The sequence below is a fragment of the Mucilaginibacter phenanthrenivorans genome (assembly GCF_024721155.1).
GTDB lineage: Bacteria > Bacteroidota > Bacteroidia > Sphingobacteriales > Sphingobacteriaceae > Mucilaginibacter > Mucilaginibacter phenanthrenivorans.
The window spans coordinates 519,562-545,170 of record NZ_JAHVAP010000004.1; the positions used below are offsets into that span (position 1 = coordinate 519,562).

Annotated in this window: 16 protein-coding genes; 4 read left to right on the forward strand and 12 right to left on the reverse strand. The window is 44.1% G+C overall.

The window, feature by feature from the left end:
• Positions 1–241 precede the first annotated feature (241 nt).
• Positions 242–2,650 (reverse strand): glycoside hydrolase family 31 protein, encoded by a 2,409-nt coding sequence (locus tag KXD93_RS11875; protein ID WP_258137324.1) that lies wholly within the window; start codon positions 2,648–2,650, stop codon positions 242–244.
• 499 nt (positions 2,651–3,149) lie between these two features.
• On the opposite strand from KXD93_RS11875, the gene KXD93_RS11880 reads away from it, so the two are divergent.
• Together KXD93_RS11880 and KXD93_RS11885 are read left to right on the forward strand one after the other, a co-directional pair.
• Entirely contained in the window at positions 3,150–3,326 is a 177-nt protein-coding gene (locus KXD93_RS11880; RefSeq protein ID WP_258137325.1) for a DUF6496 domain-containing protein, read from the forward strand.
• Positions 3,327–3,347: 21 nt separating this feature from the next.
• Positions 3,348–3,584: a hypothetical protein gene (locus tag KXD93_RS11885; RefSeq protein WP_258137327.1), complete on the forward strand. Its 237-nt coding sequence runs from the start codon at positions 3,348–3,350 to the stop codon at positions 3,582–3,584.
• On the opposite strand, the gene KXD93_RS11890 is transcribed toward KXD93_RS11885, so the two are convergent.
• From KXD93_RS11890 to KXD93_RS11940, 11 genes are all read right to left on the reverse strand, one after another.
• Positions 3,581–4,309, reverse strand: a complete 729-nt coding sequence (locus KXD93_RS11890) for a DUF3307 domain-containing protein (protein WP_258137328.1) — start codon at positions 4,307–4,309, stop codon at positions 3,581–3,583. The two genes, KXD93_RS11885 and KXD93_RS11890, sit on opposite strands and share 4 nt — an antisense overlap.
• Positions 4,310–4,312: 3 nt before the next feature.
• The gene (locus tag KXD93_RS11895; protein WP_258137329.1) at positions 4,313–4,951 is read right to left on the reverse strand and encodes a SatD family protein; all 639 of its coding nucleotides are present in this window, start codon (positions 4,949–4,951) and stop codon (positions 4,313–4,315) included.
• Between the two features lie 94 nt (positions 4,952–5,045).
• On the reverse strand, positions 5,046–7,301 hold the full coding sequence (locus KXD93_RS11900; protein WP_258137330.1) for a GH92 family glycosyl hydrolase: 2,256 nt from the start codon (positions 7,299–7,301) through the stop codon (positions 5,046–5,048).
• 58 nt (positions 7,302–7,359) lie between these two features.
• On the reverse strand, positions 7,360–9,840 hold the full coding sequence (locus tag KXD93_RS11905) for a glycoside hydrolase family 3 N-terminal domain-containing protein (protein ID WP_258137331.1): 2,481 nt from the start codon (positions 9,838–9,840) through the stop codon (positions 7,360–7,362).
• A 1-nt stretch (position 9,841) separates the two neighbouring features.
• Positions 9,842–12,199 carry a beta-N-acetylhexosaminidase gene (locus tag KXD93_RS11910; RefSeq protein WP_258137333.1) on the reverse strand — a complete coding sequence of 786 codons (2,358 nt, stop codon included), beginning with the start codon at positions 12,197–12,199 and terminating at the stop codon, positions 9,842–9,844.
• A complete protein-coding gene (locus tag KXD93_RS11915) occupies positions 12,196–13,338 on the reverse strand; it encodes an acyltransferase family protein (RefSeq protein ID WP_258137334.1) in 1,143 nt (380 codons plus the stop codon). The genes KXD93_RS11910 and KXD93_RS11915 overlap by 4 nt, the downstream gene beginning before the upstream one ends.
• 180 nt (positions 13,339–13,518) lie before the next feature.
• Positions 13,519–16,302, reverse strand: coding sequence for an alpha-L-rhamnosidase (locus tag KXD93_RS11920; RefSeq protein WP_258137335.1), 2,784 nt, complete (start codon positions 16,300–16,302; stop codon positions 13,519–13,521).
• Between the two features lie 94 nt (positions 16,303–16,396).
• A complete protein-coding gene (locus KXD93_RS11925) occupies positions 16,397–17,887 on the reverse strand; it encodes a RagB/SusD family nutrient uptake outer membrane protein (RefSeq protein WP_258137336.1) in 1,491 nt (496 codons plus the stop codon).
• 47 nt (positions 17,888–17,934) lie between these two features.
• On the reverse strand, positions 17,935–21,240 hold the full coding sequence (locus KXD93_RS11930; protein ID WP_258137337.1) for a TonB-dependent receptor: 3,306 nt from the start codon (positions 21,238–21,240) through the stop codon (positions 17,935–17,937).
• 264 nt (positions 21,241–21,504) lie between these two features.
• On the reverse strand, positions 21,505–22,662 hold the full coding sequence (locus KXD93_RS11935) for a FecR family protein (protein WP_258137338.1): 1,158 nt from the start codon (positions 22,660–22,662) through the stop codon (positions 21,505–21,507).
• A 229-nt stretch (positions 22,663–22,891) separates the two neighbouring features.
• On the reverse strand, positions 22,892–24,001 hold the full coding sequence (locus KXD93_RS11940) for a hypothetical protein (RefSeq protein ID WP_258137340.1): 1,110 nt from the start codon (positions 23,999–24,001) through the stop codon (positions 22,892–22,894).
• Between the two features lie 285 nt (positions 24,002–24,286).
• Between KXD93_RS11940 and KXD93_RS11945 the strand changes: the two genes are divergently transcribed.
• Both KXD93_RS11945 and KXD93_RS11950 read left to right on the forward strand, forming a co-directional pair.
• Positions 24,287–24,775: a nuclear transport factor 2 family protein gene (locus KXD93_RS11945; protein WP_258137341.1), complete on the forward strand. Its 489-nt coding sequence runs from the start codon at positions 24,287–24,289 to the stop codon at positions 24,773–24,775.
• A gap of 151 nt (positions 24,776–24,926) precedes the next feature.
• Positions 24,927–25,592 (forward strand): Type 1 glutamine amidotransferase-like domain-containing protein, encoded by a 666-nt coding sequence (locus tag KXD93_RS11950; RefSeq protein ID WP_258137342.1) that lies wholly within the window; start codon positions 24,927–24,929, stop codon positions 25,590–25,592.
• The last annotated feature ends 17 nt before the right edge of the window (positions 25,593–25,609 follow it).

The following is a 25,609-nucleotide window of genomic DNA, read 5'->3' on the forward strand; positions in this document are numbered from 1 at the left end:
GACAATCAATGGTTTGAACCATATGAAAGGCCGTACACTAAGGTAATATAATGTTGTGTTATTATTCGCATAAAAAAATGCGTTCCGGATCTCATCCCGAAACGCAATTTATGACATTTATAAATTAATGCCACTATCAACTAAATCCCGGATTTAATATTATAAACCCGTTCTTATCGGTTATTAATCAGGTAAGCTTTTGCACTGGCCTGATTCAAATCATTATATTTTAACACCATGACTATAACTGCACCGTTACGGCCTTGCCATCATATTCAACTGTTTTATCTGCATTAACGGTTATCCCCACATTTGAGCCGTGTTCGCCGTTAACCAGCACAACATTAAATGTGCGGTGTTGCTGTATGTTCGGGTAATCGCCTTTAATAGCCGATATGGCAACCTGATGTAGTTTATCATTCCAGCTAAAGGTAAACGTGGCATATTGCCCCTTTTCGTAATTATAATTATCGTTTTCGTCCTCGTAAAACTTAAACTCCCCATTTGCACCGGGGTAGATCCTTAACTCAATGGGTTGGCTGGTTTTTTCCGTTGCATATTCAACCACCGGTCCCATGGGGATAATTGAACCCGCTTTTACATAAAGCGGCATTATATCTATGGGGGCCGAAGCTGTTATTGTTTTTCCGCCGGTAAGGGCTTGTCCTGTCCAGAAATCATACCATGTAGCTTTTGGCAGGTATAATGTCCTGGCCTTTTCCTTACCGTCGGCCCCCGCTGCAGTATATAACTGCTCTGTTACGGGGTTAACCAGGAATGCCGGCCCAAACATATATTGATCAGGGATATTATAAACGTTGGCATCGTCCCTGAAATCAAATGCAAGGGAACGCATTATGGTATAATTATCGGTTGAAACGCGGCCCGCCAGCGAGTATATATAGGGAAGCAGGCGGTAACGCAGCTTATCAAAATTTAACAATATAGCTTTAGTTTTGTCATCCCAGTTATTGGAGAATATTGCCCGCTCACCCTTGCCGTGGATCCGGAATATCGGCGAAAACGCTCCAAACTGGAACCAGCGTGTAAACAGTTCCCTGAATTCTGGTTTCGACCAATCCGGCGCTACCCAGTTATAGTGGTAACCGCCTATATCCGATGTCCAGTATGGAATACCCGATACACAGGCGTTTATCCCCTGCGGCACCTGGCTTTTGAATGCTGAGAACGTACAGGAGATATCTGAAGACCATAGCGTGGCTGCATTGCGCTGTTCGCCAGCAAAGGATTGCCGGATTAAAAAGAACGCGCGCTTACCCGGGATATCCCTGCGCCATCCCTGGTAAATCCCCTTTGAGTGCTCCAATGAGTAGGTGTTAAAATAATCTATTCCCCTGCCAATTGAAAAATTACTTTTCCGGCGTTCGTCCAAAAGGGCGCCATTATCAGGCTCACATTGGTCAACCCACCATGCATCCCAGCCATATCGTTTTATCAAACTGTCGCGCGCCTGGTCCCAATACAATTCGCGTGCCTTGGGGCTATGGGCATCATAATAACTATCGAAGGTATGGGTTACGATGTTATCCCAGGTAATGTCTGTTAATCCACCTGTCTTTTGCAGCGCATCAAAATCCTTTGTTTTTTTTCCAAATACCGGCCAAATGGAGATCATGCCATGAATATTGGCCTTGTGCAGTTCGGCCACCATTTTTTTAGGATCGGGATAGCGGGCGGGATTCATCACATGCACGCCAATTGGAAATGGATCCCAATAATACCAGTCCTGCACAATAACATCAACCGGGATATGATTTTTGCGGTAATTGTCCTTAACTGATAAAACTTCATCCTGGCTCATATACCTGTCTTGCGACTGGAATAAGCCAAAGGCCCATTTGGCAAACATGGGCGCCGTACCTGTAGCCGTGCGATACAAGTTAATGATCTGGTCAAAATCAGGACCGTAAAAGAAATAGTAATCAACCTGCCTGCCGCTTTCAGAAACGTATTTAAATTTCGTATTGTTGGCTTCAGCACCGTAAAAATTGGATGCCGAATAATTGTCCCACATCAGGCCGTAGCCTTTGGTGGATAATAGCACGGGTATGGCCCCCGTCATGTACTTAATAGCCATGTCCTGGTTGCGCCCCTTGTAGTTAATGGAAAGCGTATCCGTAGGGTGGCACCCAAGGCCAAAAAGTGCTTCATTTTGCGGTGAATTGAACTGGGTACTTACATTATAGGTATCAATCCCAGCAATAGTTGCCGGGGTAATGGTTTTGTTTTCGCCGCTGCTTTCAGAAGTAATTTCGTTCCCATCCAGGTCGTTATAAATAATAGCGTTGGTGGCTTTATTTATGATGACTTTTAGCCTTGAGGTGGTAATTATATACTCCTTCTTATTTTCTGTGAGATTAAAAGCCGGGTAACTCCATTTGTTATTAACCACCAGTGAGGCTTTGTTAGACAGGCTGTCAAATATGGTATACCTTACCTCTATTATGTCGTCCTTACAAACGGTAACCTGCATCAAACCTTTATCTAAGGTAAAAACTACGCTGCCCGGTTCCTTTTTGTAAGATAGAATAGACGCCCTGGCTTTTGATACATTCATTACAATCAGCAAAGGCACCAGGATTATAATTTTTGAAAAAGCAGCTTTTAGTATTGATTTTGTATTTAGCATGAAAATTACAATAGTTTATATAGTTAATTGGTTAACGATAAAGTCCGAAATACCTGCGGCATTAAGCCCCATTCACAAACAGGATAACTAGAACTTCCTTTTGGGTGGCCAAAAGTCAGCGATGATTATTTTTCTTGAAAATGCCTTCGGTTTATTATCTGGGCGATAAAATTATGCTTTGCACCAATGGGAGAAGGGGTACAAAAGTTAATAAATAGAGTACAAAATGTTCAAATTATCGAAAAAGCACACTTTATTTAATCGTGTCTCAGATCAATCTGATCTTTTCTTAATGAATTAAAAGAGATTGTCGTTTTCAGAGATCAGTAGTTATCGTTTTTCCGGGGGTGATCGATCGTTTGGCTTATCAGCATATAAAGCTGATGTAAGCCCGGATTTTTTAATAAAATTCATCACATCAATATTGGATCTTGTCATTTTTAAAAACCGACTGGTCATTTGCACGTTATAATGTTATTAATAACTAACAGCTATCATCATGGCAAAATATTCAGAAAAGGCAGGGGAAAAAGTAGAAAAAACCATGCACGAAATGAAGGAGGGTACACTTAAAAGCGGAAGTGGTAAGAAGGTCACTTCAAAAAAACAAGCGATAGCTATTGGTTTATCCGAAGCGAGAAAAGAAGGAGCCAAAGTGCCAAGGAAAAAATCTTAGTTATTTCGGGTGAAAACAATCATGGAAAAATTTGAAATTTCGGTAAGTAGCGATAATCAAAATCATCATTTTGAGGTAGTCGATTACATGCACCACAGCAGCGACCATTGTAAATTTGAAGTTTTTAAGGAGGGAAAATTTGTTGCCAGCTTTGAACCTGGTGCGCATAAAGTGCTGCACATTTGTAAAAACACAGGTGTGGTTGAGGAAGGGCTTTTACATTTACTGGCCGATCAGCTGGAGTCTTACAATCTTTAGCATTGCTTTAGGGCAGCAGATATGATGATCCCAAGCAATGCCGATGCAGCAAAGCTTAGTAAGGTGCCTACCAGGATGTATTCTGTTTTCTTTTCGGCTTTCTTGTCCTTATCGCCAAATCTTAGGATGGACTTAGCGGTAATTAGAAAGCCTATTGCGGTGTATTGGCCGGTAAGCACAAATGTCAGAATTAATGTTCGTTCGCAAATGCCAATCCATTTACCGGCATCTTCCAATCCTTCTTGGGCTTCCTTATTTGCTTCCAGGTCCTTGCGCCATTTTGTGGTGGCTAAACCTATTAAAATACCTAACGGCCAGGTTACCGATACGTAGCCAAACGCCAGAATCCAGAACCTTGTGCTTTCAACTATTAAAGATATCCCCGCTGTAATTACCGGCCACTGCTTATAAATACAAAGCCAGATAATTACAATTACCAGTAAATGCATTAGCTGATCAGCTATGAAATAAATAAATTTATCGGGCAGGTATGATTTAACAACATCAATAAGATAATGTGATACCAGGATCACCAGCGGAAGCCACCAGCAACTGTATAGTCCTGAAAATATGTAAGCAAATACGGCAGTAAGCAATGCGTGCCAGATCAATTTTACCGATTTGATCTTCTTCTCCTTCCTGTCCTTAACCCACGATACCGGTTGAAGAACAAAGTCGGTAAGTAGATGTGAAATGATAAGACGGAGCAATAAATTGGCAACCATTTGTTATTTTGTTACAAGCTTACTAATGTAATTTATCCCTTTTTCAACCTCTTTCCATTTAGCAACCTTTAGCCGGTTATTAACCGCGCCCTGCTTAATACCTAAAGCTTCGGCCATTTTTGTTTGGGTGTATCCCTCACATGCCAGGTAAACAACTTCAGCCTGGTTAGCCTTCCATTGATTTACAAAAAGGTTTATAAAACTAAGAATAATTGTTAATTGCTGGTTAATTTCTTCGTTGGTAGTTTTTATGGTGAGTATTTCATCAGCCCCCATTTTATCAAAAGATCTTCCCGATTGGTGAAATGCTTCGCCATCCGAATCCAATACCGATTTTCCTTTGTAAGCGATTCCGCCGATGCCAACGGATACTCTTGAGCTTAAATTGATCTTATTATTATTTTCCGGCTGCTTTTTAAACCAGCAGATCAGCTGGATACTTTTCTTGATCGCGTCCTCAACGTCGTCCATTATAAACTGGTAGCTGTCCCCTCTGAAAACCTCGGCGTCCGTAGGTTTATCAACCCATGACTTTAGCAGCTTTTCTGTGGAAGCTATTATTCTTTGGCGCTTGTCATTATCTAATCGTGTGAAGTTGATAATGTCCCCGGTTATTACCGCGTAATATTTCATATCCATCATCAATGAATTTCTTGATAATTCAAATATATCAATCTTTTACTTAATAATCAATAATTATCAATAAATCACTTGATAATTGATAATTATCAAATTTTTAATTGATATTATCAATTAAAAATACCGGCGCTTCAGCTTTATCGCCCATCACAAAAACAAGCTTACCACCATTCATTATATCACGATGCGTAATGTAGTTTTTGGTATAGCTAACCCCGTTAAGTGTTATACTTTGCACGTATTTATTTCCTGCCGACAGGTTTTTAGCCTCGATAATAAAGGCTTTTTTACCCGGTACAACTATGGTGATCTTATCTAACTGCGGTGCGCCGAATATGTACCTTCCATCGGCTGGATTAACAGGATAGAAACCCATCGCCGAAAACAGGTACCAGGCCGACATTTGCCCGCAATCGTCATTGCCTGATAGTCCATCCGGTTTATTAAGGTAGAATTGATCGATAATTTGCCGGACCAACTGCTGGGTTTTGGCGGGATTGCCGGCCTCCGTGTATAAATAGGCTACATGGTGATTGGGCTCGTTACCATGCGCATATTGGCCTATCAAACCGGTAACATCAAGTGTTGAGCCTTTGCCGAATACTTTTGAATCCATGGTGAATAGAGAGTCCAGCTTTTCGCTGAAATGTTTTTTGTCGCCCATCAACTTAATTAACCCGGGAATATCCTGCTGCACTTGCCATACATATTGCCATGCGTTGCCCTCGGTATAATCGCCGCCGATGGCCAGCTGTCCGCTATCTAGATTGGCAAAAGGGCGCACCCAATCACCGTTTGACAGGCGACCACGTTCCAAATTTGTCGACTTATCAAATAGGTTGGTATAAAATTTTGAGCGTTTAATAAAATAGTTATAATCGGCAGTTTTATGTAGCAACCTGGCCAGTTGCGCTGCGCACCAATCGTCATAAGCTGCTTCCATGGTTCGGGAAACGGCCTCGCGCTTAACTGTGTCCGATGGTAGATAACCGTAATGCATGTACAGGTTCCAGTCGTATTTTGGGCTTTTACCAATGGTGAGGGTAGTTTTTATAGCGGCAAATACCTTTTCCTTATCAAAGCCTTTTATCCCCTTTAAGCTGGCATCAACCATAACCGGGACGGCATGGTTACCTATCATGGCATAGCTTTCCTTACCCCAAAGCGCCCAAATGGGCAACAGCTTTACGGCATTAAAATGCTGCAGCATAGTTTCAACCATTTGCCCGTCGCGCTCGGGGCAGATGATGGTGTATAGCGGATGAGCTGCCCGGTAAGTATCCCATAAGGAGAGCGTAGAATAATAAACCTTATCTGCCGATTGATGCACCAAGCCATCTGCTCCCCGGTATTTGCCATCTATATCGGCAATATTATTGGGCTGGATGAGGGCATGGTAAAGGCTGGTATAAAACGTTATTTTTTGTTCTTTGGTTCCTTCGGCCTTAAGCTTACCTAAATTATTTCCCCAAACGGCGGCGGCATCAGCCTTAACCACGTCGAACGATTTATTGATGGTTTCTGTTAAATTTTTATTTGCACCGTCAATACTTACTGCGGATATGGCAACCCTGGCTTCTATTGTTTCACCGGGTTTGGTATCAAAATCAATTACCAATCGGCGGTAGTTATCGCCGTCAATAAAATGAGAACTTTTAAATGCCTTGCTGAAGTGTGCCACAAAAAACACCTTCTTATCCACCCATAAACTGGTACTGGCATAACCGCTGATGCTGTTTTTTCCGGTGATGTTGATGCTGCCTTCGTTTACATGGGTTTCCAGTTCTTCTTTGCTGTCGACAAGACCGCTTTGCAAGTCGACTAGTAAGTGTGATGCGCCTGTGTTCAGATAAGTATAACGGTGTACGCCTGTATGAGCAGAAGCGGTAAGCTCCGCTTTAATGTTATTATAGCTAAGCACAACGGTGTAATAGCCCGGCGATGCCTTTTCTGTTGATTTAGAGAATTTACTATTGAATGCTTTAGGTTGATCTCCCTGGAAAGGAAAAAAAAGGACATCACCCAAGTCAACGCCGCCTGTGCCGCTCAAGTGGGTATGGGCAAAGCCGGTAATGGTGGTGTCTTCATAACGATAGCCGGAGCAGTAGTTCCATCCGAAGTTACCGGTTTCAGGGCTTAGCTGCACCATGCCAAAAGGTACCGTAGCACCGGGAAAGGTATGGCCCGTTGCCGATGTACCAATAAAGGGATCGACGTATTGGTTGTTTGATTGGGCGAAAAGCGAGCTGCTTAATAAAAGCAGGGTAAAGTATATGGTTAGTTTTTTCATGATGCCAAATAAATAACCTGTCATTGCGAGGAGGAACGACGAAGCAACCTCGTAGCTTTGCATATTCGCCCTGCTTACGACGAGGTTGCCACGCTACGCTCGCAATGACAATTTTTTTTTATTATTCTTTATACTCCAAAGTCTTCTTCAAAACCACATCCTCTGCGGAGCGGGCTATCATTACATCAAATGTGCCCGGCTCTGTTACTTGCTTCATATCCAGGTTCCAGATGGCAATGTCTTCGGGTTTCACGATAAACTTTACCGTTTGTGTTTCCCCAGGTTTGAGGCTGATCTTGTCAAAACCCTTTAACTCCATCACAGGCGTGGTTACTGAATTTATTTTATTGCCGAGGTACATCTGCACCACCTCCTTACCTTCAACTTTACCTTCATTGGTCACATCTACAGAAACCGTTACCTGCTGATCTTTGCCAAAAACAGGTGAGGATACCTGCATATTGCTGTATTTAAACGTGGTGTAGCTCAAACCATAGCCAAAAGGATACAGTACATTCGACGATGAGAACACGTAATCCTGTCCCGGCTTATCTGGCGTGCCCGGGTTATGGTAAAAGCCTTTACTTGTATTTACATGATTATAAAACACCGGGATATGTCCAACCGACTGCGGAATAGATACATTCAACCTGCCAGATGGATTTACTTTTCCAAACAGGATATTTGCTATGGCATTACCGCCTTTTTCGCCGGGATACCAGGCTTCCAGGATGGCCGGGATATTTTCCTTTTCCCAGTTGATACTCCACGGGCGACCGTGAACCAATACCAATATCACGGGCTTACCTGTTTTATAAATAGCCTGTAATAATTCGCGCTGTACGCCATCGGGGTTTATGTCGGTAACATCGTAGCCTTCGCCGCAGGTAAACGGATCCTTTGGTTCACCTTCTGGTGTATGCCCGTTCCAGCCGATGCCGGAGAAAACTACGCTGGTAGTTCCTAATACTACCACCACGGCGTCGCTGTTTTTGGCTACGTCAACAGCCTCGTCAAATCCGCTTTTATCAGTCCCTGAAGTTCCACAACCTCTGGCGTAGTTGATCTTTACTTTATCACCCACAAATTGCTTAATACCGTTTAGCACAGTAGTTCCGGAACGGCTATCCCGGGTTGAGCTATAGTCGCCGTACTGCACCTGGTTAGCATTGGGGCCGATAACCGCCAGAGATTTTAGGCTGTTGATATTTAACGGCAACAATTGCTTATCATTTTTGAGCAGGATAATGGATTCCTCGGCAATATTTTGCGATAACGCGATATGCGCCGGGGTATGAACACGCTCCTTTAATTTTGTGGTATCAGCCAATGGTTTTTCAAATAAGCCGGCTTTAAATTTAACCCTGAGGATTCGGGCTACCGCTGTATCAATATTAGCTTCTTTTACTTTTCCTGCTTTTATCAGCCCGATTAACTTGTCATAAACATTAGCTTCCGGCGCTTCCAAATCAACACCAGCGTTCAATCCTCTTATCGCCGCACCTTCGGCATTTGGGGTTATCTTATGAAAGGTGTATAACATTTTCAATCCCTCGTAATCCGAAAACACGTAACCCTTAAAGCCCCACTCCTTCCGCAAAACCTGGTTCAGCAAAAAGTTACTGACATGGGCAGGTATGCCGTCAATTTCATTATAGGCTGGCATCACTGAATAAATATTAGCTTTTTGTACAGCAGCCTGGAACGGCGGTAGAAAGATTGATCTTAATTCCCTTTCTCCAACTGATGCAGGCGCTAAATTGATCCCTGCAACAGGGATGCTGTACGCTGCAAAATGTTTAGCGGTGCACATCACCTTGTCCTTGCCGATCCCCAATAAGCTTTCCGTTGGATCTCCCTGCATACCGGTTACAAATGCGGTTCCCATCTGGCTCACCAAAAACGGATCTTCTGCATAACATTCCTCTACCCTGCCGAAACGCGGGTCTCTTATTAAATCAAACAATGGAGAAAGCGCCTGGTCAACACCTGATGATGATGCTTCGTAGGCAATAACAGTTGCCATTTGTTTTACCAATGCAGGGTTCCAGGTACTGCCCAAAGCAATGGCCTGTGGGAATATGGTTGCACCCGAAGCCAGTTGCCCATGCAGGCACTCGCCTATCTGGATGGGCGGAATGCCGAGCCTTGTTTTTTCGCGGGCATATTTTTTTGCGGCGATGGACAGGCGGGCTATTTCATTTATAGTAACAAACGGACTTTCACAAACGCCATAGGCAAGCGGGTTGGTTACCGAATTTTTTAATGTCGTCATGCTCATTTGGCCAACCTTTTCTTCCAGCGTCATGCGGCCCAGCAAATCCTTTACACGGGCTTCAACCGGCGCTTTGGGATTTTTGTACAATTGCGCATTAGCAACAATTACTGATAAAAATGTTGCCAGGAATAAGATTATGCTTTTGAATTTTAAAAAACGGTTAATAGGGAAATAACAAAGAGGGGTGTCATGCTGAGGCACTCGAAGCATGTGCGCAGAGGCCTGTACGCTTGCTAAGCAAACGGAAAAGGGCCATTGCGCACGTCGTCCTTCGAGTGCCTCAGGATGACAGGCCGGTGCGCATTTTTGAGAAAGCATATCCATACTATTGATGGTATAAATATACAGCCGGATCAAGCAATTTACCTGTAGCGGTTTGCAACTGCAATAAATTCTGGCCGCTGTTGGCGTCATCCGCTAAGTAATAGCCTTTAAAAGTATAGTAACCCTTTTTTAAGTGCAGCAGCGCCTTCTGCGGATCAACATAGTTATCCTTGTCCCGGTTGATCACCACCACATTATCCACAAATAAAAGCGGACTATCCTCAAAGCCCGAAGTAAGTTGGTAATCACCCTCATTGTCTATCTTTATAAAACCCTCGACCTTGACCCAATTATTTACCGATTCAACTGGCGGGGCAAGCGCAAACTGCTGCGGAAAGGCGAGCATCCCGGTGGTTACCGGCGCTATCGTATCCAGTTTTTTGTAATTTACTTCCTTGGTTTTGTAAAGGGTATAGTTTAGACCTGGTTGCAGGGTAGTGGTTATCGCTGCCGGATTGATCGTCACATGCTTAACAAATTCCTTTTGCATTATATGTTGATTGCCGTTAGTCCAGGTAATGTAGGCCGATAGTTTAAGCGAATCAGTAACCGGTTCGCTGATCTTCACAGGGAATAAAACAGCCGTGGCGGTGCTATCAGGCATTTTACCATCTAGCGAATACCTGATCTTTGCATCCTTTAAAGGATATTTTAAAGTAAGGGAATAATGATCTTCATTGGTAACCACATCACCTACCCCGTCGATACTTGGCAAGCGTGCGTTTAAATCCCACAATTTAAATAAACCATATTGCTGATCCAGCTTATCAGCAAACTTGTTGAGATCCTTGTCCTGTTTTAACGACCATGCTGTTTCGGCAACAGCCAATGCGCGCGGATACATCATATATTCCAGGTGCCTCATGTTCGGAATTTTCTCTACCCAAACGTTGCCTTGCACGCCTATGATGTATTTGGCTTCGTCATTACTCAGCTGTTTCGATTGCGGCTCGTAGTTATAAACCATTTGCCACGGTACGGGCGGGTTCCATCCAATTGGCTCAAGGCTTTCATTGGCTTGTGGTGCGTCAAAGTACATGTAAGGCAGTGGCGTCATTACTACAGGGTGATGCATCCGTGCTGCGGTTATCCCCCCGGCTTCACCCTCCCAGCTCATAACGGTTGCAGATTCTGCTAATCCCCCATGCAGGATCTCGTCCCAGCCAACCAATTTTTTGTTTTTTGATTGCAGGAACTTTTCTATTCGTTTGATAAAATAGCTCTGCACCTGTTCGGGCTTGGTAAAACCCTCCCGTTTCATCAGGGCAACGGCAGTTGGGCTTTTCAACCAGTCCATCACCTCGGCTTCGTCGCCCCCAACGTGAATGTATTGGTTAGGGAACAGATCGATCACCTCCGTCAAAACGTTTTCCATAAAAGTGAATGTATTTTCGCTTGGATCGAGCATCCGCACGCGGTGTTTTTCACCCGTCGAATCCTGGCAGCCCAGTTCCGGGTATGCAAAAATAGCGGCCTCGCTATGGCCGGGCATTTCTATTTCCGGTAGCACGGTTACATAGCGCTCTTTTGCATATTTTAATACCTCGCGAATATCATCCTTGGTATAAAATCCATCACGACCGCCGCCGTCAATCAGGTTATCCAGCTTGCGGAACTTGCCCTGCTTTTCGTAAAAGGTGATCTTTGAACCGAGCTCCGTCAGCTTCGGATATTTATCAATCTGGATGCGCCAGCCTTCATCATCGGTTAAGTGCCAGTGCAAAACATTCAGCTTGTAATGTGCCATTATGTCGATGTACTTCTTAACTTCATCAACCGTAAAAAAATGACGGCTCACGTCCATGCTCAACCCGCGCCATTGAAACCTTGGCGCATCAGCTATGGTACATTCCGGCACTTTTAAAGGCAGCGGACCAGTTGATGGAAGAAGTTGCAATAACGATTGCACGCCGTAAAAAACACCATCGGTGTCACCCGTTATTGTAAGCCGGGTATGATTTGCATTCAGGCGATAGCTGCCTTTTGACATAGTGGTATCCGTCAGCAAAAAGATAGTCCCAATGCTTGGTTGGTATTGTAATTTTAAGTGAAGATTATAGCTTTTAGCCAGGTAATTTTGCAGGTAGATACCGATCTCCTTTGTATCCGTCATATAAGCAATCACATCACCATTTTTTAAGGCAAGCGTTCCCTTCCTGGCAACGATCTGATTTGGTTGGGGGATGATATGAAATTGGGCTTTAGCCGTAAATGATAGACAAATCAATAATATAGCCACTAGTCCCCCTCCCCGGTGCTGTGTCCCCACAGCACCCCACATGCTAAGCATTCGACTTACATAGCTGCGAACACGCTGAATCTCACTTCTATTGACGATATTATATTTAAATGCGGTCATACTTTGATGGTGATTTTTTTAATGTAAAGCACCCAGATGGGGATAAATATGATGAACACCATTAAAAACGCACCGGCCAGCGAGGCATTTACAGGTGATAAATAAGGCACAAAAAGATGGTTATACATATACCCCCACAGGTTAGTTTTCTTGCCGTCTGATGTAACCGGGATAGCAGACAGTATAGCGGGGATAATATCAGCCAACACGTAAGTGATTATCGCATTTCGCCCGAATGCCAGGAACGGCGGGGTTAATTTTTTACAGCCTTTTACGTCTATCAGCCAATAGCACAGGGCAAGGATCACAATATCTATCCCGCCGACATACAGCACGAACGAGCTTGTCCATAGCGCCTTGTTGATTGGGAAGAATATATTCCAGATCAGTCCGGCAACAATTAATATTGTGCCAACCCCTGCCATTTGCAGGAGCTGATTGCCGGTTTTAGTTTTATCCTTTTTGAGCCAGGTTCCGGTTAATACGCCTATTAAGCACGTGCCTACTGCAGGAATGGTACCCAGGATACTTTCCGGGTCCCAGGTTTTGGTGGAGTTCCAAAGGTGATTGGTTGTAAACACCAGGCGATCAAGCCACGCGCCCAGGTTGGTAGTTGGCTCCAGGTTGGCATGGCCTATCCCGGGAACCGGTATCAGCGTCATGATCAAATAGTAACCTATTAAACAAACCGCCGCCAAAATGGCCTGCGTGCGTTTGCTGGTTTTAACATATAGTAAGCCGGTGATTCCAAACACAACACCTATCCGCTGCAATACGCCGGGAAAGCGCAGGTGAGAAAAATTAAAACCAGAGATGAGCGGAAGGAAAAGACCCAATGCCACAATGATCAAGGTACGCCGTAAAATGGAAAGCAACAGCGCATTATGCTTTGCCGGGTCCTCCTTTTTCGACTGCATGGCATAAACAATGGATACCCCCACAATAAATAAAAACGATGGGAATACCATATCCGTTGGTGTGCAGCCATTCCATTTGGAATGCTCCAGCGGTGGATAAATGTTGTCCCAATCGCCGGGATCATTTACAAGCAGCATGGAGGCTACCGTAAACCCGCGAAAGAAATCGAGCGAGGATAAGCGGGCATTGATTGCAGTTGAAGAGGGTACGGTTTTGGTCATATTAGTAGGCTTATATTTTGGTCATCAATGGTTATCAGGCGTGATTATCGCACGCAGAGTTGACGCACCCGGTCGACGCTACGCTGGACCTCCCTCTCTTCGCTTACGCGGAAAGAGGGAAGAAAAAAATAAATATTATATAACTATTGCAGAGAGACGCAAAATATTGCGTCTCTACATTTACGCCCGTTTCGGCTTCACATTTTTCAATTTGTATACAAAATGATAGGTTCCCGATCCTGCATTTAGCTGGATATCGTCGCCTGCATTTTTTACATTGGTTAAATCGGTTATTGATGTTATTTCTACACCACTCTCCATTACATCACTGCCTACTAAAGGTAAGATAATTTGTGCGGAAGTATTCGGCGGCACGGTAATATCAACAGTAATATTACCATCGGCAATGCTCCATGCAGATTTCACCTTACCATACATTGTTTCCAGCTCGCCGTCGGCATTCTTTAATCTTCCTCCCGGGTGCGGTGAAATGATCGTGCGGTGAAAGCCCGGCGATGTTTCGTCAGTGTTTATGCCGGCGATAACGCGGTACATCCAATCGCCAATGGCGCCGTAGGCATAATGGTTAAAGGAGTTCATGGCAGGGTCCTCAAAGCTGCCATCGGGTTTAATGCCGTCCCAACGTTCCCAAATTGTGGTTGCACCGTGCTTAACCGGGTACAACCATGAAGGGTACGATTCATTCATCAGCAAATCATAAGCCCTGTCAGTAAAACCAAAGCGGCTTAACACATGGCAAATGTAGGGCGTACCTAAAAATCCTGTGGTGATGTGACCATCATAGCTATCAATGTTCTGTACTAATCTTTTTGCTGCAGACTCGCGCAGGTCCTCCGGAAGTAAATCAAAATTTAAGGCAAGTACATAGGATGTTTGCGTGCCCGAGATCATTCTCCCGTTGGGCGTAACATATTCGCTCATGAAAGCCTTCTTTATGTTAATGAGCAACTGGACGTATTTTTTAACATCATCCTCCTTATTCAGGATTCTTGCTGCGTTAATAAGCAATTGGGTGGAATGCGCATAAAATGCCTGCGCTATCAGGTTTTTGTCGGTGTGGGCGGCACCTTCTTCGTAATCGGTGCCGGAGTAAAAAAGCCAGTCGCCAAAGTGGTTACCGGTATCCCAAAGGTTATTGCGGGTATGCTGCTGAATATAGGTTACCCAGGCTTTCATACTCTCATATTGCTGCCGCAGCACTTGCTTATCGCCGTAGGCTAAATAAACATTCCAGGGCATTATGGTTGCCACGTCGCTCCAGCCTGACGCAGCCGAATAGGTGGAGTCCAAAACATTGGGGATAACATAAGGCACGGCACCTCCCTTGATCTGATCGGCCGAAAGGTCCTTTAGCCATTTGGTGAAAAAACCGGCGACATCCATATTGAACGTGGCCGTGCGGCCAAATGCCTGCGCATCACCCGTCCAGCCCAGGCGTTCATCGCGTTGGGGGCAATCGGTGGGGATATCTATAAAATTACCTTTTTGTCCCCATAAAATATTATGCTGTAATTGGTTGATGAGCGGGTTGGAGGCGGAGAATTTCCCGGTTTGATCCATATCCGAATACAGTGCGTATGCCATTACATTGGTAGAGTCTATCGGCCCCTTGTACCCGGTTATTTTTACATACCGAAATCCCTGGAATGTAAAATGCGGCTCGTAGGTTTCGGCAGTATCACTTTTAAAAACATAGGTTATTTCCTGCTTCGCTGTGCGCAGGTTTTTATTGTAGAAATTGCCCTTTTGATCAAGAACTTCACCGTGATATAGCTTTATAGTGTCGCCCGCCTTTCCCTTTAATTTAAATTTCACCCAGCCTACTAAATTCTGACCAAAATCAACTACGCGATCCCCCTCTGGCGTAGTAAGTACCTGGCGTGGGGCAAAGCGCTCCTCCTTTTTAACAGGAGGACCGGCCATTGCGATGAGCTTATCCTTTATTAAATCGTTTACCCTTACCGGTTGCCACCCGGCATCGTTAAAGCCAGGGGTTGCCCATTTAGGAATTTCCTTGCGGGCGTCATAAACTTCACCATCAAAAAACGACGAGGAACGGATAGCACCGTAGGTAACCTTCCAACTTTTATCTGAAACAAAGATTTGTCGCTTACCATCGGTATACAACACTTCGAGCTGGAAAAGCAGCGCAAGCTTTTTACCATATACATTCTTTTTACGGTCATAGGTATAGCCGCGGTACCAGCCATCACCTAAGGTAACACCAAAAGCATTCAGCCCTTTTTGCAGGCTTGAGGTAATATCATAAACCTGGTATTGCAGGCGCTTATTGTAACTGGTAAAGCCCGGCGAAAAGTAATCATCGCCGATTCGTTTGCCATTTACCTGTGCTTCGTACAGGCCGTGGGCTGAAATGTATAAGTGTGCTGCCTTAACCTTATGGGTAAGCATGAAATCGTTGCGAAACATGGGGCTGGCACCGCCAGTTGTATCCTGCGCATCGTTACTCTGGATCCAGTGCGCTGTCCAGTCATCGGATCTTAACAGTCCCATTTTCCATGAATTGATCTGGCTCCACGGTGTTACCTGGCCCTTGTTATTCCAAACCCTAACTTGCCAGTAAACCTTTTGCCGCGATATCATTGGCCTGCCGCCGTAATAAATATGAACTGACTGATCAGACGGGATCCGCCCTGATGTCCAAACAATATTCAATCCTTTTAAAATGGTGGCAGCGTTTGAGCCTACCCTCACTTCGTACGCAGTTTGGCGCAGGTTACGTTGCAGGGTGATCAGCTTCCAGCTTAAGCGCGGGTTTGTAACATCAACCGAGATAGGATTAATTTTGTATTCACAGGTTAAATTATCAACCCTAAAAAGCACAGGCGCTTTTTTCTTCGCTTGTAGTACGCCGGGGGTAAAAATCGGGATCAATAAAGCAGTGGCTATACACATACTTTTGCGCAAAAAAATCCTGCTCAAAAAAATCATACTATATTAACGTTAGGGGCCGTCGTTTTGATTGATGTAGCAATATATATTGCAGCCCACTGACAAGCGGCGGGCTGCATTAATTTCAATGCTCGAGGTTTTGCTCGTTAAGCGGGTATTGATACAGCAGGCGGATGTTGGTGTAGGCAGACGGACTGATGTTCCAATAATCACTTTTCGAAGCCCTTTCGCTGGCTGCATGTGCTTTCATTACTTCAAGGACCTTACCTGTGCGCAACAAATCGAACCAGCGGTGATTTTCAAAAGCCAGCTCAACCTGCCTTTCATGGGCAATTGCTGCGCGGAAGGCATCCTGGTTAGGTACGTTTAATGAAGCGTCTTCATTTCCTACCGATTTGTCATTCAGCCCGGCACGCTCCCGCACCAGGTTCAAATATTTAAATGCATCGCCGCCACCTGCAAAACCCTGTTCGTTAAGGCTTTCGGCCAGCATCAGGTACACGTCTGAATAACGGTAAACGGGGAAATCATTTGCGGTAACGCCTTGTACAGCGGCAATGCTCTGGTACTTTTTAACAAAAGGCAGATCATTGCCAAACTCATCGGATGTAAAGTCGATTAAGGATGCATCCCTCCTGTTATCGCCATCCTCGTAAGCGTTTACCATATCCTGTGTTGGGATATTCCAGCCGTTTAATGCCCCGTTCTGGATCTCGAACCCGGTTACATCGCTATCATAATAATCCCATGGAATAAACTGGTCTATAAAATCGCTGCCAAGCCCATTTGGGCCCTCCTGGTATTGAATTTCAAAGATCGATTCCGGGCCATTCTTTTTATGGATGTCAAAGTTATCTGCATAATCAGCGTTCAGGCTATAGGCGTTTGAGGCTATTACTGTGCGCAACAAAGGTATGGCGAGATTGAATTTCTTTTGCGTCATATACACTTCGGCAAGCATGGTTTCGGCAGTGCCCTTGGTTACCCGGCCCTTGTCGGCATCTGCAGTATATTTAACCGGAAGCTTCGCGATAGCCGCAGTAGCATCGGCAATTATTTGGGTATAGATCTTGTCAACCGGTGCTTTTACTGCCAGTTTAAATGCATCTGCTACGGATTGCGCTTCCGTTGTTACCAACGGCACAGAGCCAAACAAACGTACCAGGTTAAAGTAATTAAAAGCGCGTAAAAATAAGGCCTGTCCCTCTATTGGGTCTGAAACAGCAGCGCCTAATTTGGCTGCCGGCAATCTGCCTAAAATAACATTGCACCTGCCAATACCTGTATAAGCGCCGCCAAAAAAAACCTCTACATATTGGTTATTATTTATCTCCCTAAACTCATCTATTTCTTCCTTTTCGGTACCGGAGCGGTCATAGGGATCATACTCGTACGAGGTATTGTCAGAGCGCATTTCAGCCAACACCCAAAACGAGCCGTTGTATATGCCTTGCAAAGGCTGGTATGCGCCATTTATCGCCTGGGTAAACTGTGCTGCCGTTTTGAAAAAGTTGTCGGCATTTTGAGTAGTATCATTTTGAAGTTCGAGATAACTTTTCTTACAGGCTGATAAGGTAAGCGCTGTAATTAAAAAAAGGTATATATATTTTTTCATGTCTTCAGTTATTATTGTTTGAATTATAAATCAACTAACAATCTCAATTAAAACGTTACGTTACAGCCTACTGTGTAAACCGCAGAAACGGGGTAAGCGTTAAAATTCACGTTTGGTGAAAGTGAGCGGTTACCGTCGCCGGTATCAATACCCACTTCCGGGTTACCGCCTTTGTACCCTGTTATCAATATTGCATTCTGCGCGCTTATATAAACCCTGAAGTTTTTGCTGAACTTTGTTTTGAAGTTGTATCCTAAATCAATATTCTTAACTGCTAAGTACGAGTTACTTTCAACCCAATATGATGGAAATTCATCGCGGGCAAGGTTGGTATTTGATACCGTTGTTGGCAGCAGACCAGCACCCGGCTTGCTTGCCGAACGCCAGCGGTCAATAACCGACTGTTCCACATTGAACACGCCGTCAAGATTTGTAGTGAATTGCTTGTAAACATCAAACACATGGCCACCAACCGAACCGGCGGTTACAATTTGCATATCAAAGTTTTTATAAGCAAAGTGGTTATTAAATCCGAAAGTGAACTGCGGCCACGGATTACCTACAATGGTTTGGTCGTTACCGTCAATTACACCGTCGTGGTTAATATCCTTGTATTTAATATTACCAGCGTTCAAGCCCCATTTTGCGGCTTCTGCTTGTGTTTTAAAGATCCCATCAAATATGTAACCATAAAACTGGCCCATAGGTAAGCCTACTTGGGTAATGCTGGTTGCATTGTCATTCAAAGGAGCTTCCTTGATATTTGGCGTTGTGCCTAAATCAAGCACCTTGTTGCGATTAAACGAGATGTTAAAATCCGATGTCCAGTTAAAGCCGGTGCCCACGATGTTCTTGGTAGTTAAGGTAAACTCCCAACCCCTGTTACGTACGTTACCTACGTTTGCGGTTGCGAAATCATAGCCGGAAACTATTGGCACCGAAATGCCCTGCAATAGCCGTTGGGTATAGCGGTTATAGTATTCAGCAATTAAGTAAACGCGGCCCTTAACCAGGGAGATATCCATGCCAATATCAAGCTGTTTTGTGGTTTCCCAGCCAAGATCAACATTACCTAATTGCAATAAGGAAGAACCTGGTGCAAGGGTGCCGTTAAATGTATAATTGGTAGGACCAACCGGCGAGGCATAGGCATATTCAGGGATCGCATTGTTACCCGCAAGGCCATAGCTGCCTGTAAACTTCACCTCGTCTATAAATTCTGTTTTGGGGAAGAACGACTCCTCCGAAATGCGCCATCCTGCTGACACAGACGGGAATGTTCCCCAATTATGTCCCGGAGCAAACCTTGACGATCCATCACGACGGATTGATGCGCTTAATAAATACTTATCCTTATATGCATAGTTTACCCTGCCAATTACCGATAGTAACCGCCATTCTTCATCCCCTGCGCTTGCAGTAATAATTGTTGCTGCATTAACCGAGCGGATTGCATCATCGGCAAAGCCAGTTCCATATGTTAAGCGGTTATGATTGATCTCCTGCTGGATGGAATAATCGGCCAATACTGTTAGCGTATGATCGCCCCATGTTTTTTTATAGTTGATGCTGTTTTCATTCAGCCAGTTCAATGTGCTTGATGAATTAAATGACGCCGCTGTTTTTACCTGCTGCCCGTCGCGGTTTGGCACGTTAAAACCGCCAAGGAACGATGGCCTGAAATAATCGCCGGTGCTGTTTTGGTAATCAATACCAAAAGTCGACTTTATATCAAGCCCGCTAACAATTTTCCAATCCGCATAAATATTGGCTAGTGTTCTAAACTGGCTGTATTTATTGGTGGTATTTACCAATTGGCTAACCGGGTTTGCATTCTGGAACGTGCCAGGCGAGCCAACCACATTGGTATATGATCCGTCGGGTTGTTTAACCGGGGTAAGCGGGCTTTCTAATAAGGCCTGGCTTAATACGCCGGAGTCAAAATGGCCGTCTGTTTGCTGTAAATTTCTCAGGCTATAGGTAGGCGCTAAACTAAGGCCAACCGTTAAATTCTTTATCAGGTCGGCATCTATCGCAGTTTTTAATGAGTAGCGTTGGAAGCCTGTATTCAATACTGTTCCCCGCTGGTCAAAATACCCTGCAGAAAATAATGATCTTACCTTTTCAGTGCCATTAGCAACGGTAACATCATAGTTTTGCATAGGTGCGGTGCGGGTTACTGCATCAAACCAATCGGTGCCCTTGCCAAGCGCTGCCGGATTCCGGTACGCAGCGGGGATAGGGTCATTTGTACCATTCACCTTATTGGCGTCCTGTATGGCTTCTGTGCGCCACTGTGCAAATTGCGCGGCGGTCATCATTTTTAGCTTGCTTTGCGAAAGGATGCTCTGAACACCAGTAGAGGTGTTTACAGTTATGCTTGATTCACCTTTTTTTGCTCTTTTAGTGGTGATCAGGATAACCCCGTTTGATCCGCGCGAACCGTATATCGCGGTGGATGCTGCATCCTTTAAAACACTGATATTTTCTACATCGTCCGGATTGATGGTACTCAATGGGTTTGAATATTGGTCAAAACCTGGTGATACCGGAAAGCCGTCAATCACATATAGCGGATCATCACCGGCACCGATTGAACCTGCGCCGCGGATATTGATTGATACCCCACCGCCCGGTGTACCTGTTACCTGGTTTACAGTAACCCCGGCAAGCTGGCCAGCAAGCTTCAGATCAATACTGGCTGCTTTTATCTCTTTTATATTGGCCATTTTAACAGACCCAACGGCGCCAGTAACATCTTTACGTTCCTGGTTACCGTAGCCAATTACCACAACCTCCTTCATTTCGGTATTATCCTCCTGCAGGGTTATGTCGATGGCGGATTTTTTATTAACAGCGATCTCCTGTGTTTTGTAGCCGATAAATGAAAATACCAGGGTGGCATTGTCATCGGCTGTTAAGCTGTATTTTCCATCGGTGCCTGTAACCGTTCCGTCAGTAGTGCCTTTAATTCTTACGTTAACACCCGGCAACGGCAAATGCGTATTGTCGTAAACCGTACCTGAAACCGTAATTTTTGTTATGCTTTGTGCAGGTATATCCTTTTTGTTTACAACAATGGTTTTGTTTTCGATGGTATAGGTAAACGGCTGATTTTTGAAGCATTGTGCCAGCGCATCCTCAAGCGTCGCATTATTTAGTTGCAGGGTAACGGGTGCTGCCGTTTCTACATCTTTGTAGCGGTAGAAAAACCCATACCCGCTTTGCTTTTCGATAGCCGAAAACACTTTGCGAATGGGTGAAGACTTTACGTTTAATGTGATGGTTTGCGAAAAACTTTTGGCGCTTAACTGCAAACAGCCAATTATAATTAATAGTACTGTTATCCTCATAATCAAAAACAGTTGTTGAATTGTTTTTTTTGTGGCAATAAAAATTTTACCACTAGCGTTTAATGTCATAACTTTGAATGTTTTGGTTTATATTTCTATTGATGATAGCGTAAACCCATCCATTTTTTAAAACCGGAGGGTGTTGCAGCACCCGCCGGTTTTTTCATTTTGGGATAAGGGATTCAGGGAGAGTATTATTTATGACTTTGTCGGTGTTTTTTCATAGCAAGGGATTTAATGGCTTTTAATTACTTATTGCGTTTTTCAGGGCGTTACAATTATATTTTTGTTTTCAATTTTAAAGTGCACATGACTCAGTTCGAGTATCCGCAGCACCTGCGACAGCTTTACGCCTCGCTCAATTCTACCCACAAATTCATCGTCCGGAATTTTACCTTCGTAAGTAACCTTTGTATCATACCAGCGTGATAGCTGCGCCATTATTTCCTGTATGTTTGAGCGGTCGAACTCAAAATAGCCGTTCTTCCAGGCTATGGCCAGGTCGGTGTCAACATCAACAACCTTAATTTGCCCGTTTTTATTTACCATACCCTGCTGACCGGGTTTTAAAACATTGCTTGCCTGCCCGATAGATAACTTTACAGAACCTTCCAGCAACGTAGTCTTCACAGCAGCTTCGTCATTATAGGCCATAATGTTAAAATGTGTGCCTAAAACCTTTACCTGCATATCATTCACCTTAACAATAAACGGCATGGCCGCATTTTTTGCTACTTCAAAATAAGCCTCTCCGGTAAGCTCAACTATACGTTGACTGCCTTTAAACGCAGTTGGATATTTTATTGAGGATTCTGAATTCAGCCAAACTTTGGTGCCATCAGCCAGTAAAACCTGGTATTGACCACCTGCCTTTGTGGTCATGGTATTATACATGTTCTCATCGGCAGTAGTACTTTTTACACCATCGGCAGCATATACTATCTGCCCGTCCTTTTCCTTCTTTATGCTAATTTTCCCGTTTTGGGTCAAAATGCCGTTTTTTGCAGAATCAAGTACATAGGTTGCACCATTGCTTAGGGTAAGTGTGGCCTTGTTGCCGCCGGGATTAACATCATGCGTAACAGCGGGTTTGTTAACAGCCACCTGGTTTTGCTGCTGCCTGTGCATTATGCAATACATAATAGTGCTGGCGGCGGCTAAAAATATAGCCGCAGCAGCAACGTGCTTTAGCACAGGTATAGAGAATATTTTGCGCTTTTTATTATTTGATTGAGCAACTGCGTTTTGCAACCTGCTTAGCATTTTATCTTCAAGCTGTTGTTTTGCGCCAAACACATCATTATCCCACTCCGCGTCCGACTGGAAGCTGTCGAAAAAATTCAGCAGCAACTGTTCCTCCTCAACGGACGCGTTGCCCGCTAAATACTTATCGATAAGCTGACGGAATTCTTGCTGGTTCAAAACTAATTTCGTTTTATAAGGAGAGTAAAAATTAAGGGCTATCCCCTATGGGGATGGAAAATATTTTTTGAAGCGTGATGTTTGTTGTACAGACTTTGCCGTTTTGATTTTGATCTCCGCTATGATATCAGCTCCTTCAGCACATTGGGCCATGCAGAAGTGGCTGGAAAACTATCCATTCCGGATTGCGATGGATGCATGGGTATTCTTGCTGGCGGCAGTATTTGTGTTATTTATAATTTTTTATCGTATTGAGGTAATTCAACAAATAAGGCCGCTTTTTTTTACTGATCATCATTTTTTGATATTTAGTATAATAAGCATTTATAGCCAGCAACTCGTTATCATTAAGGTAATATGACAGTATTTGCGCCTGGTTAATTTTCGTGCCGGTAAAGTCAGGCTGCAACGTTTTGGTTTGCTTATTCCAACTATATTTTACAACAGTTGAATCGTTCACAATCATTGGCCTGTTATTGTACGACACCGAATCGAAATCACCAGGCTCGGTTGTATCAGGCAGTGTTTGATGATATACCATCTTAATGGTTAGCGGAATTGTCCGTTTAACTGTCGACTCAAACCATAACTCCCGAAGACCCCATGGCGATGGCTGCAGCAGGTTGGTATTTTCAGGGATATTTAAAACAGGTATCAGTTGGTCGCCGTCATATTTATAAAAGAAGTATTGGTTCCACCAAATCCCGCTGCCACTGTTAAATTCAATCATTCGGTAAACTATCGTATTACCATCGCCTGCAGGATAATATTTAATATCATCATCAAAGTATTTACTATAGCCGTCCTGTTTGGCAATAATCCTGTTATCCCTAAAAAAATACAAGTCAGACCCATTACAGTGTTCAGCATCGCTCACACGCACTGCAAATTGCCTTAATTTATCAAACGGAAAATATGATAAATGAACATATCCTTTTTTTACACTGTCAAGCAATCCGTTGGCATTACACGTACTGTCACCGCTCAATTCGCCGAAGATGGTCCGCGCTAACCGCGGTGTTATCATCTTGGCTTTGATAGCCTTTTTAAGCTGCTCAAAATCATTGGCCGGCACCAGCCGATTCATAGGTTTGGTGAAATTCTTAAATATCGAATCGACCCCAAAAGCCACCTTATCAGCTAGTGTCTTCTGCGCCAGGTGCCCTACACTATCTAAAAATGCTTCAAGTTGTTTGTCGGTATATTTCACGATTGCCTTTTCGGCAGGGGGTGACTTTTTTTCAACCTTTTTACGTACATCCTTTTTTACAGCGGATTTAGGTTTATTATTACAGCTTAACAATGTCAGGATAAAAAATATCCCGTAGAAAGTCTTCATTCTTGGATGGTCCGGGGAGTAAGATCGGCTCTTTAAATTTACTTTTTTTTTCGTTGATATTTACAAATTTTAGTGTGATTTCATGTATTTTTCCGTCGGTTCAAGCGTGCTTGAACCGACGGACTTGGTTATACGGCCACCATTTACTTGCCTCGGCTTTTAATTCTATAGGGGTAGTAAATTCGCCGTTCTCAATTTCAGCATTTCCCTTTCAGCATGTAACCTGTTTCCAAATCTTATCGTCACAGTAAAAAAAACGATAAGATAAAAACTTGCTCATACATTATGGAAACTAAAAAAAATACCCTTTTCTGTATACTACTAATGTTAATCCTTGCTTCGGCATGCAGCACGCCTGCTAAGCAAGTATATACGCGCCCTGCCTACAAACCGGAATCAAAGGAACTCTACGACGAGATCGTCCGAATGGATAGTATTTGGGAAGATTCCTATAATCACTGCAAGATGGATGTGCAGGATCAACTGCTATCGGATGACATCGAATTTTTTCATGACCAGGGCGGTTTGCTCACTTCAAAAGCAAAGCTGGTGGAAGCCTATAAGAACAATATTTGCGGAAAAGTTACCCGCGAGCTGTTGAAGGGCAGTATTGAAGTTTACCCGATTAAAGATTATGGCGCAGTCGAAATGGGCTATCACCGGTTTCATAGTATTCATGACACCGGCCCAAATTCAAAATTTGCCCGTTTCGTACATACCTGGAAAAGGGTGAACGGCACCTGGAAAATTACGCGTGTGATCAGCCTGCACTAATTGACGGGTTTGTTGTTTAAAAAGTTGATTGCCTGTGATCTTAAATATTTGAGATTTATGATTTAATTTTAATATTTGAAATAACGTCGGCCATTGGCAACTTAAGAATAGGTTATCAAGCATGGCGACAAAATAGCCAAAGAAAGAAATCATGAAGCTTCTTCTTACTTCCGCCGGTATCAGCAACACGAGCATCCATAACGCCCTTGTTGAACTCCTGGGCAAACCGGTTGCCGAGGCAAGCGCCCTTTTCGTGCCCACCGCGATATACGGGATAAAAGGCGGCGCTGATATAATACGGAGGGTGATCCGCGGGTCATTAGGCGACCCTTTCTGCGAATTGGGGTGGAAGTCACTGGGGTTGCTGGAGCTAACCGCGTTGCCCAGCATCAAACGAGAGCTTTGGATTCCCATGCTGCAGGAGACAGACGCCTTGCTGGTGGGAGGTGGTGACTGCCAGTACCTGTGCTACTGGATGCAGCAATCCGGATTGACTGACTTATTGCCGTCGCTGCTGCGCAAAACGGTGTACGTGGGCCTGAGCGCCGGGAGCATGATAATGACCCGTTTTGGAACCACCTACGGTAACCATGTCCTGCCGGCCGAAACGGATAAATCGCTGAACCTGGTTGATCTTGCCATACATCCGCACCTGGATCATGAATGGTTTCCGGAGAATTCACTAGCCAGCATAGAGAAGCTGGCTGCTACCATACCAGTCCCGTCATACGCGATTGACGATCAGACCGCCATAAAAGTGACCGATGGCGCCGTTGAAGTCATCTCCGAAGGACATTGGAAGCTGTTTACTCCTTAAGCTTGATAGTGAAACGA

Excerpts from the sequence above, each read along its gene's own strand:
- KXD93_RS11875 (WP_258137324.1), bottom strand. The coding sequence starts at position 2,650 with ATGCTAAATACAAAATCAATACTAAAAGCTGCTTTTTCAAAAATTATA.
- KXD93_RS11880 (WP_258137325.1), top strand. The coding sequence starts at position 3,150 with ATGGCAAAATATTCAGAAAAGGCAGGGGAAAAAGTAGAAAAAACCATG.
- KXD93_RS11885 (WP_258137327.1), top strand. The coding sequence starts at position 3,348 with ATGGAAAAATTTGAAATTTCGGTAAGTAGCGATAATCAAAATCATCAT.
- KXD93_RS11890 (WP_258137328.1), bottom strand. The coding sequence starts at position 4,309 with ATGGTTGCCAATTTATTGCTCCGTCTTATCATTTCACATCTACTTACC.
- KXD93_RS11895 (WP_258137329.1), bottom strand. The coding sequence starts at position 4,951 with ATGATGGATATGAAATATTACGCGGTAATAACCGGGGACATTATCAAC.
- KXD93_RS11900 (WP_258137330.1), bottom strand. The coding sequence starts at position 7,301 with ATGCAAAGCTACGAGGTTGCTTCGTCGTTCCTCCTCGCAATGACAGGT.
- KXD93_RS11905 (WP_258137331.1), bottom strand. The coding sequence starts at position 9,840 with ATGGATATGCTTTCTCAAAAATGCGCACCGGCCTGTCATCCTGAGGCA.
- KXD93_RS11910 (WP_258137333.1), bottom strand. The coding sequence starts at position 12,199 with ATGACCGCATTTAAATATAATATCGTCAATAGAAGTGAGATTCAGCGT.
- KXD93_RS11915 (WP_258137334.1), bottom strand. The coding sequence starts at position 13,338 with ATGACCAAAACCGTACCCTCTTCAACTGCAATCAATGCCCGCTTATCC.
- KXD93_RS11925 (WP_258137336.1), bottom strand. The coding sequence starts at position 17,887 with ATGAAAAAATATATATACCTTTTTTTAATTACAGCGCTTACCTTATCA.
- KXD93_RS11930 (WP_258137337.1), bottom strand. The coding sequence starts at position 21,240 with ATGAGGATAACAGTACTATTAATTATAATTGGCTGTTTGCAGTTAAGC.
- KXD93_RS11940 (WP_258137340.1), bottom strand. The coding sequence starts at position 24,001 with ATGAAGACTTTCTACGGGATATTTTTTATCCTGACATTGTTAAGCTGT.
- KXD93_RS11945 (WP_258137341.1), top strand. The coding sequence starts at position 24,287 with ATGGAAACTAAAAAAAATACCCTTTTCTGTATACTACTAATGTTAATC.
- KXD93_RS11950 (WP_258137342.1), top strand. The coding sequence starts at position 24,927 with ATGAAGCTTCTTCTTACTTCCGCCGGTATCAGCAACACGAGCATCCAT.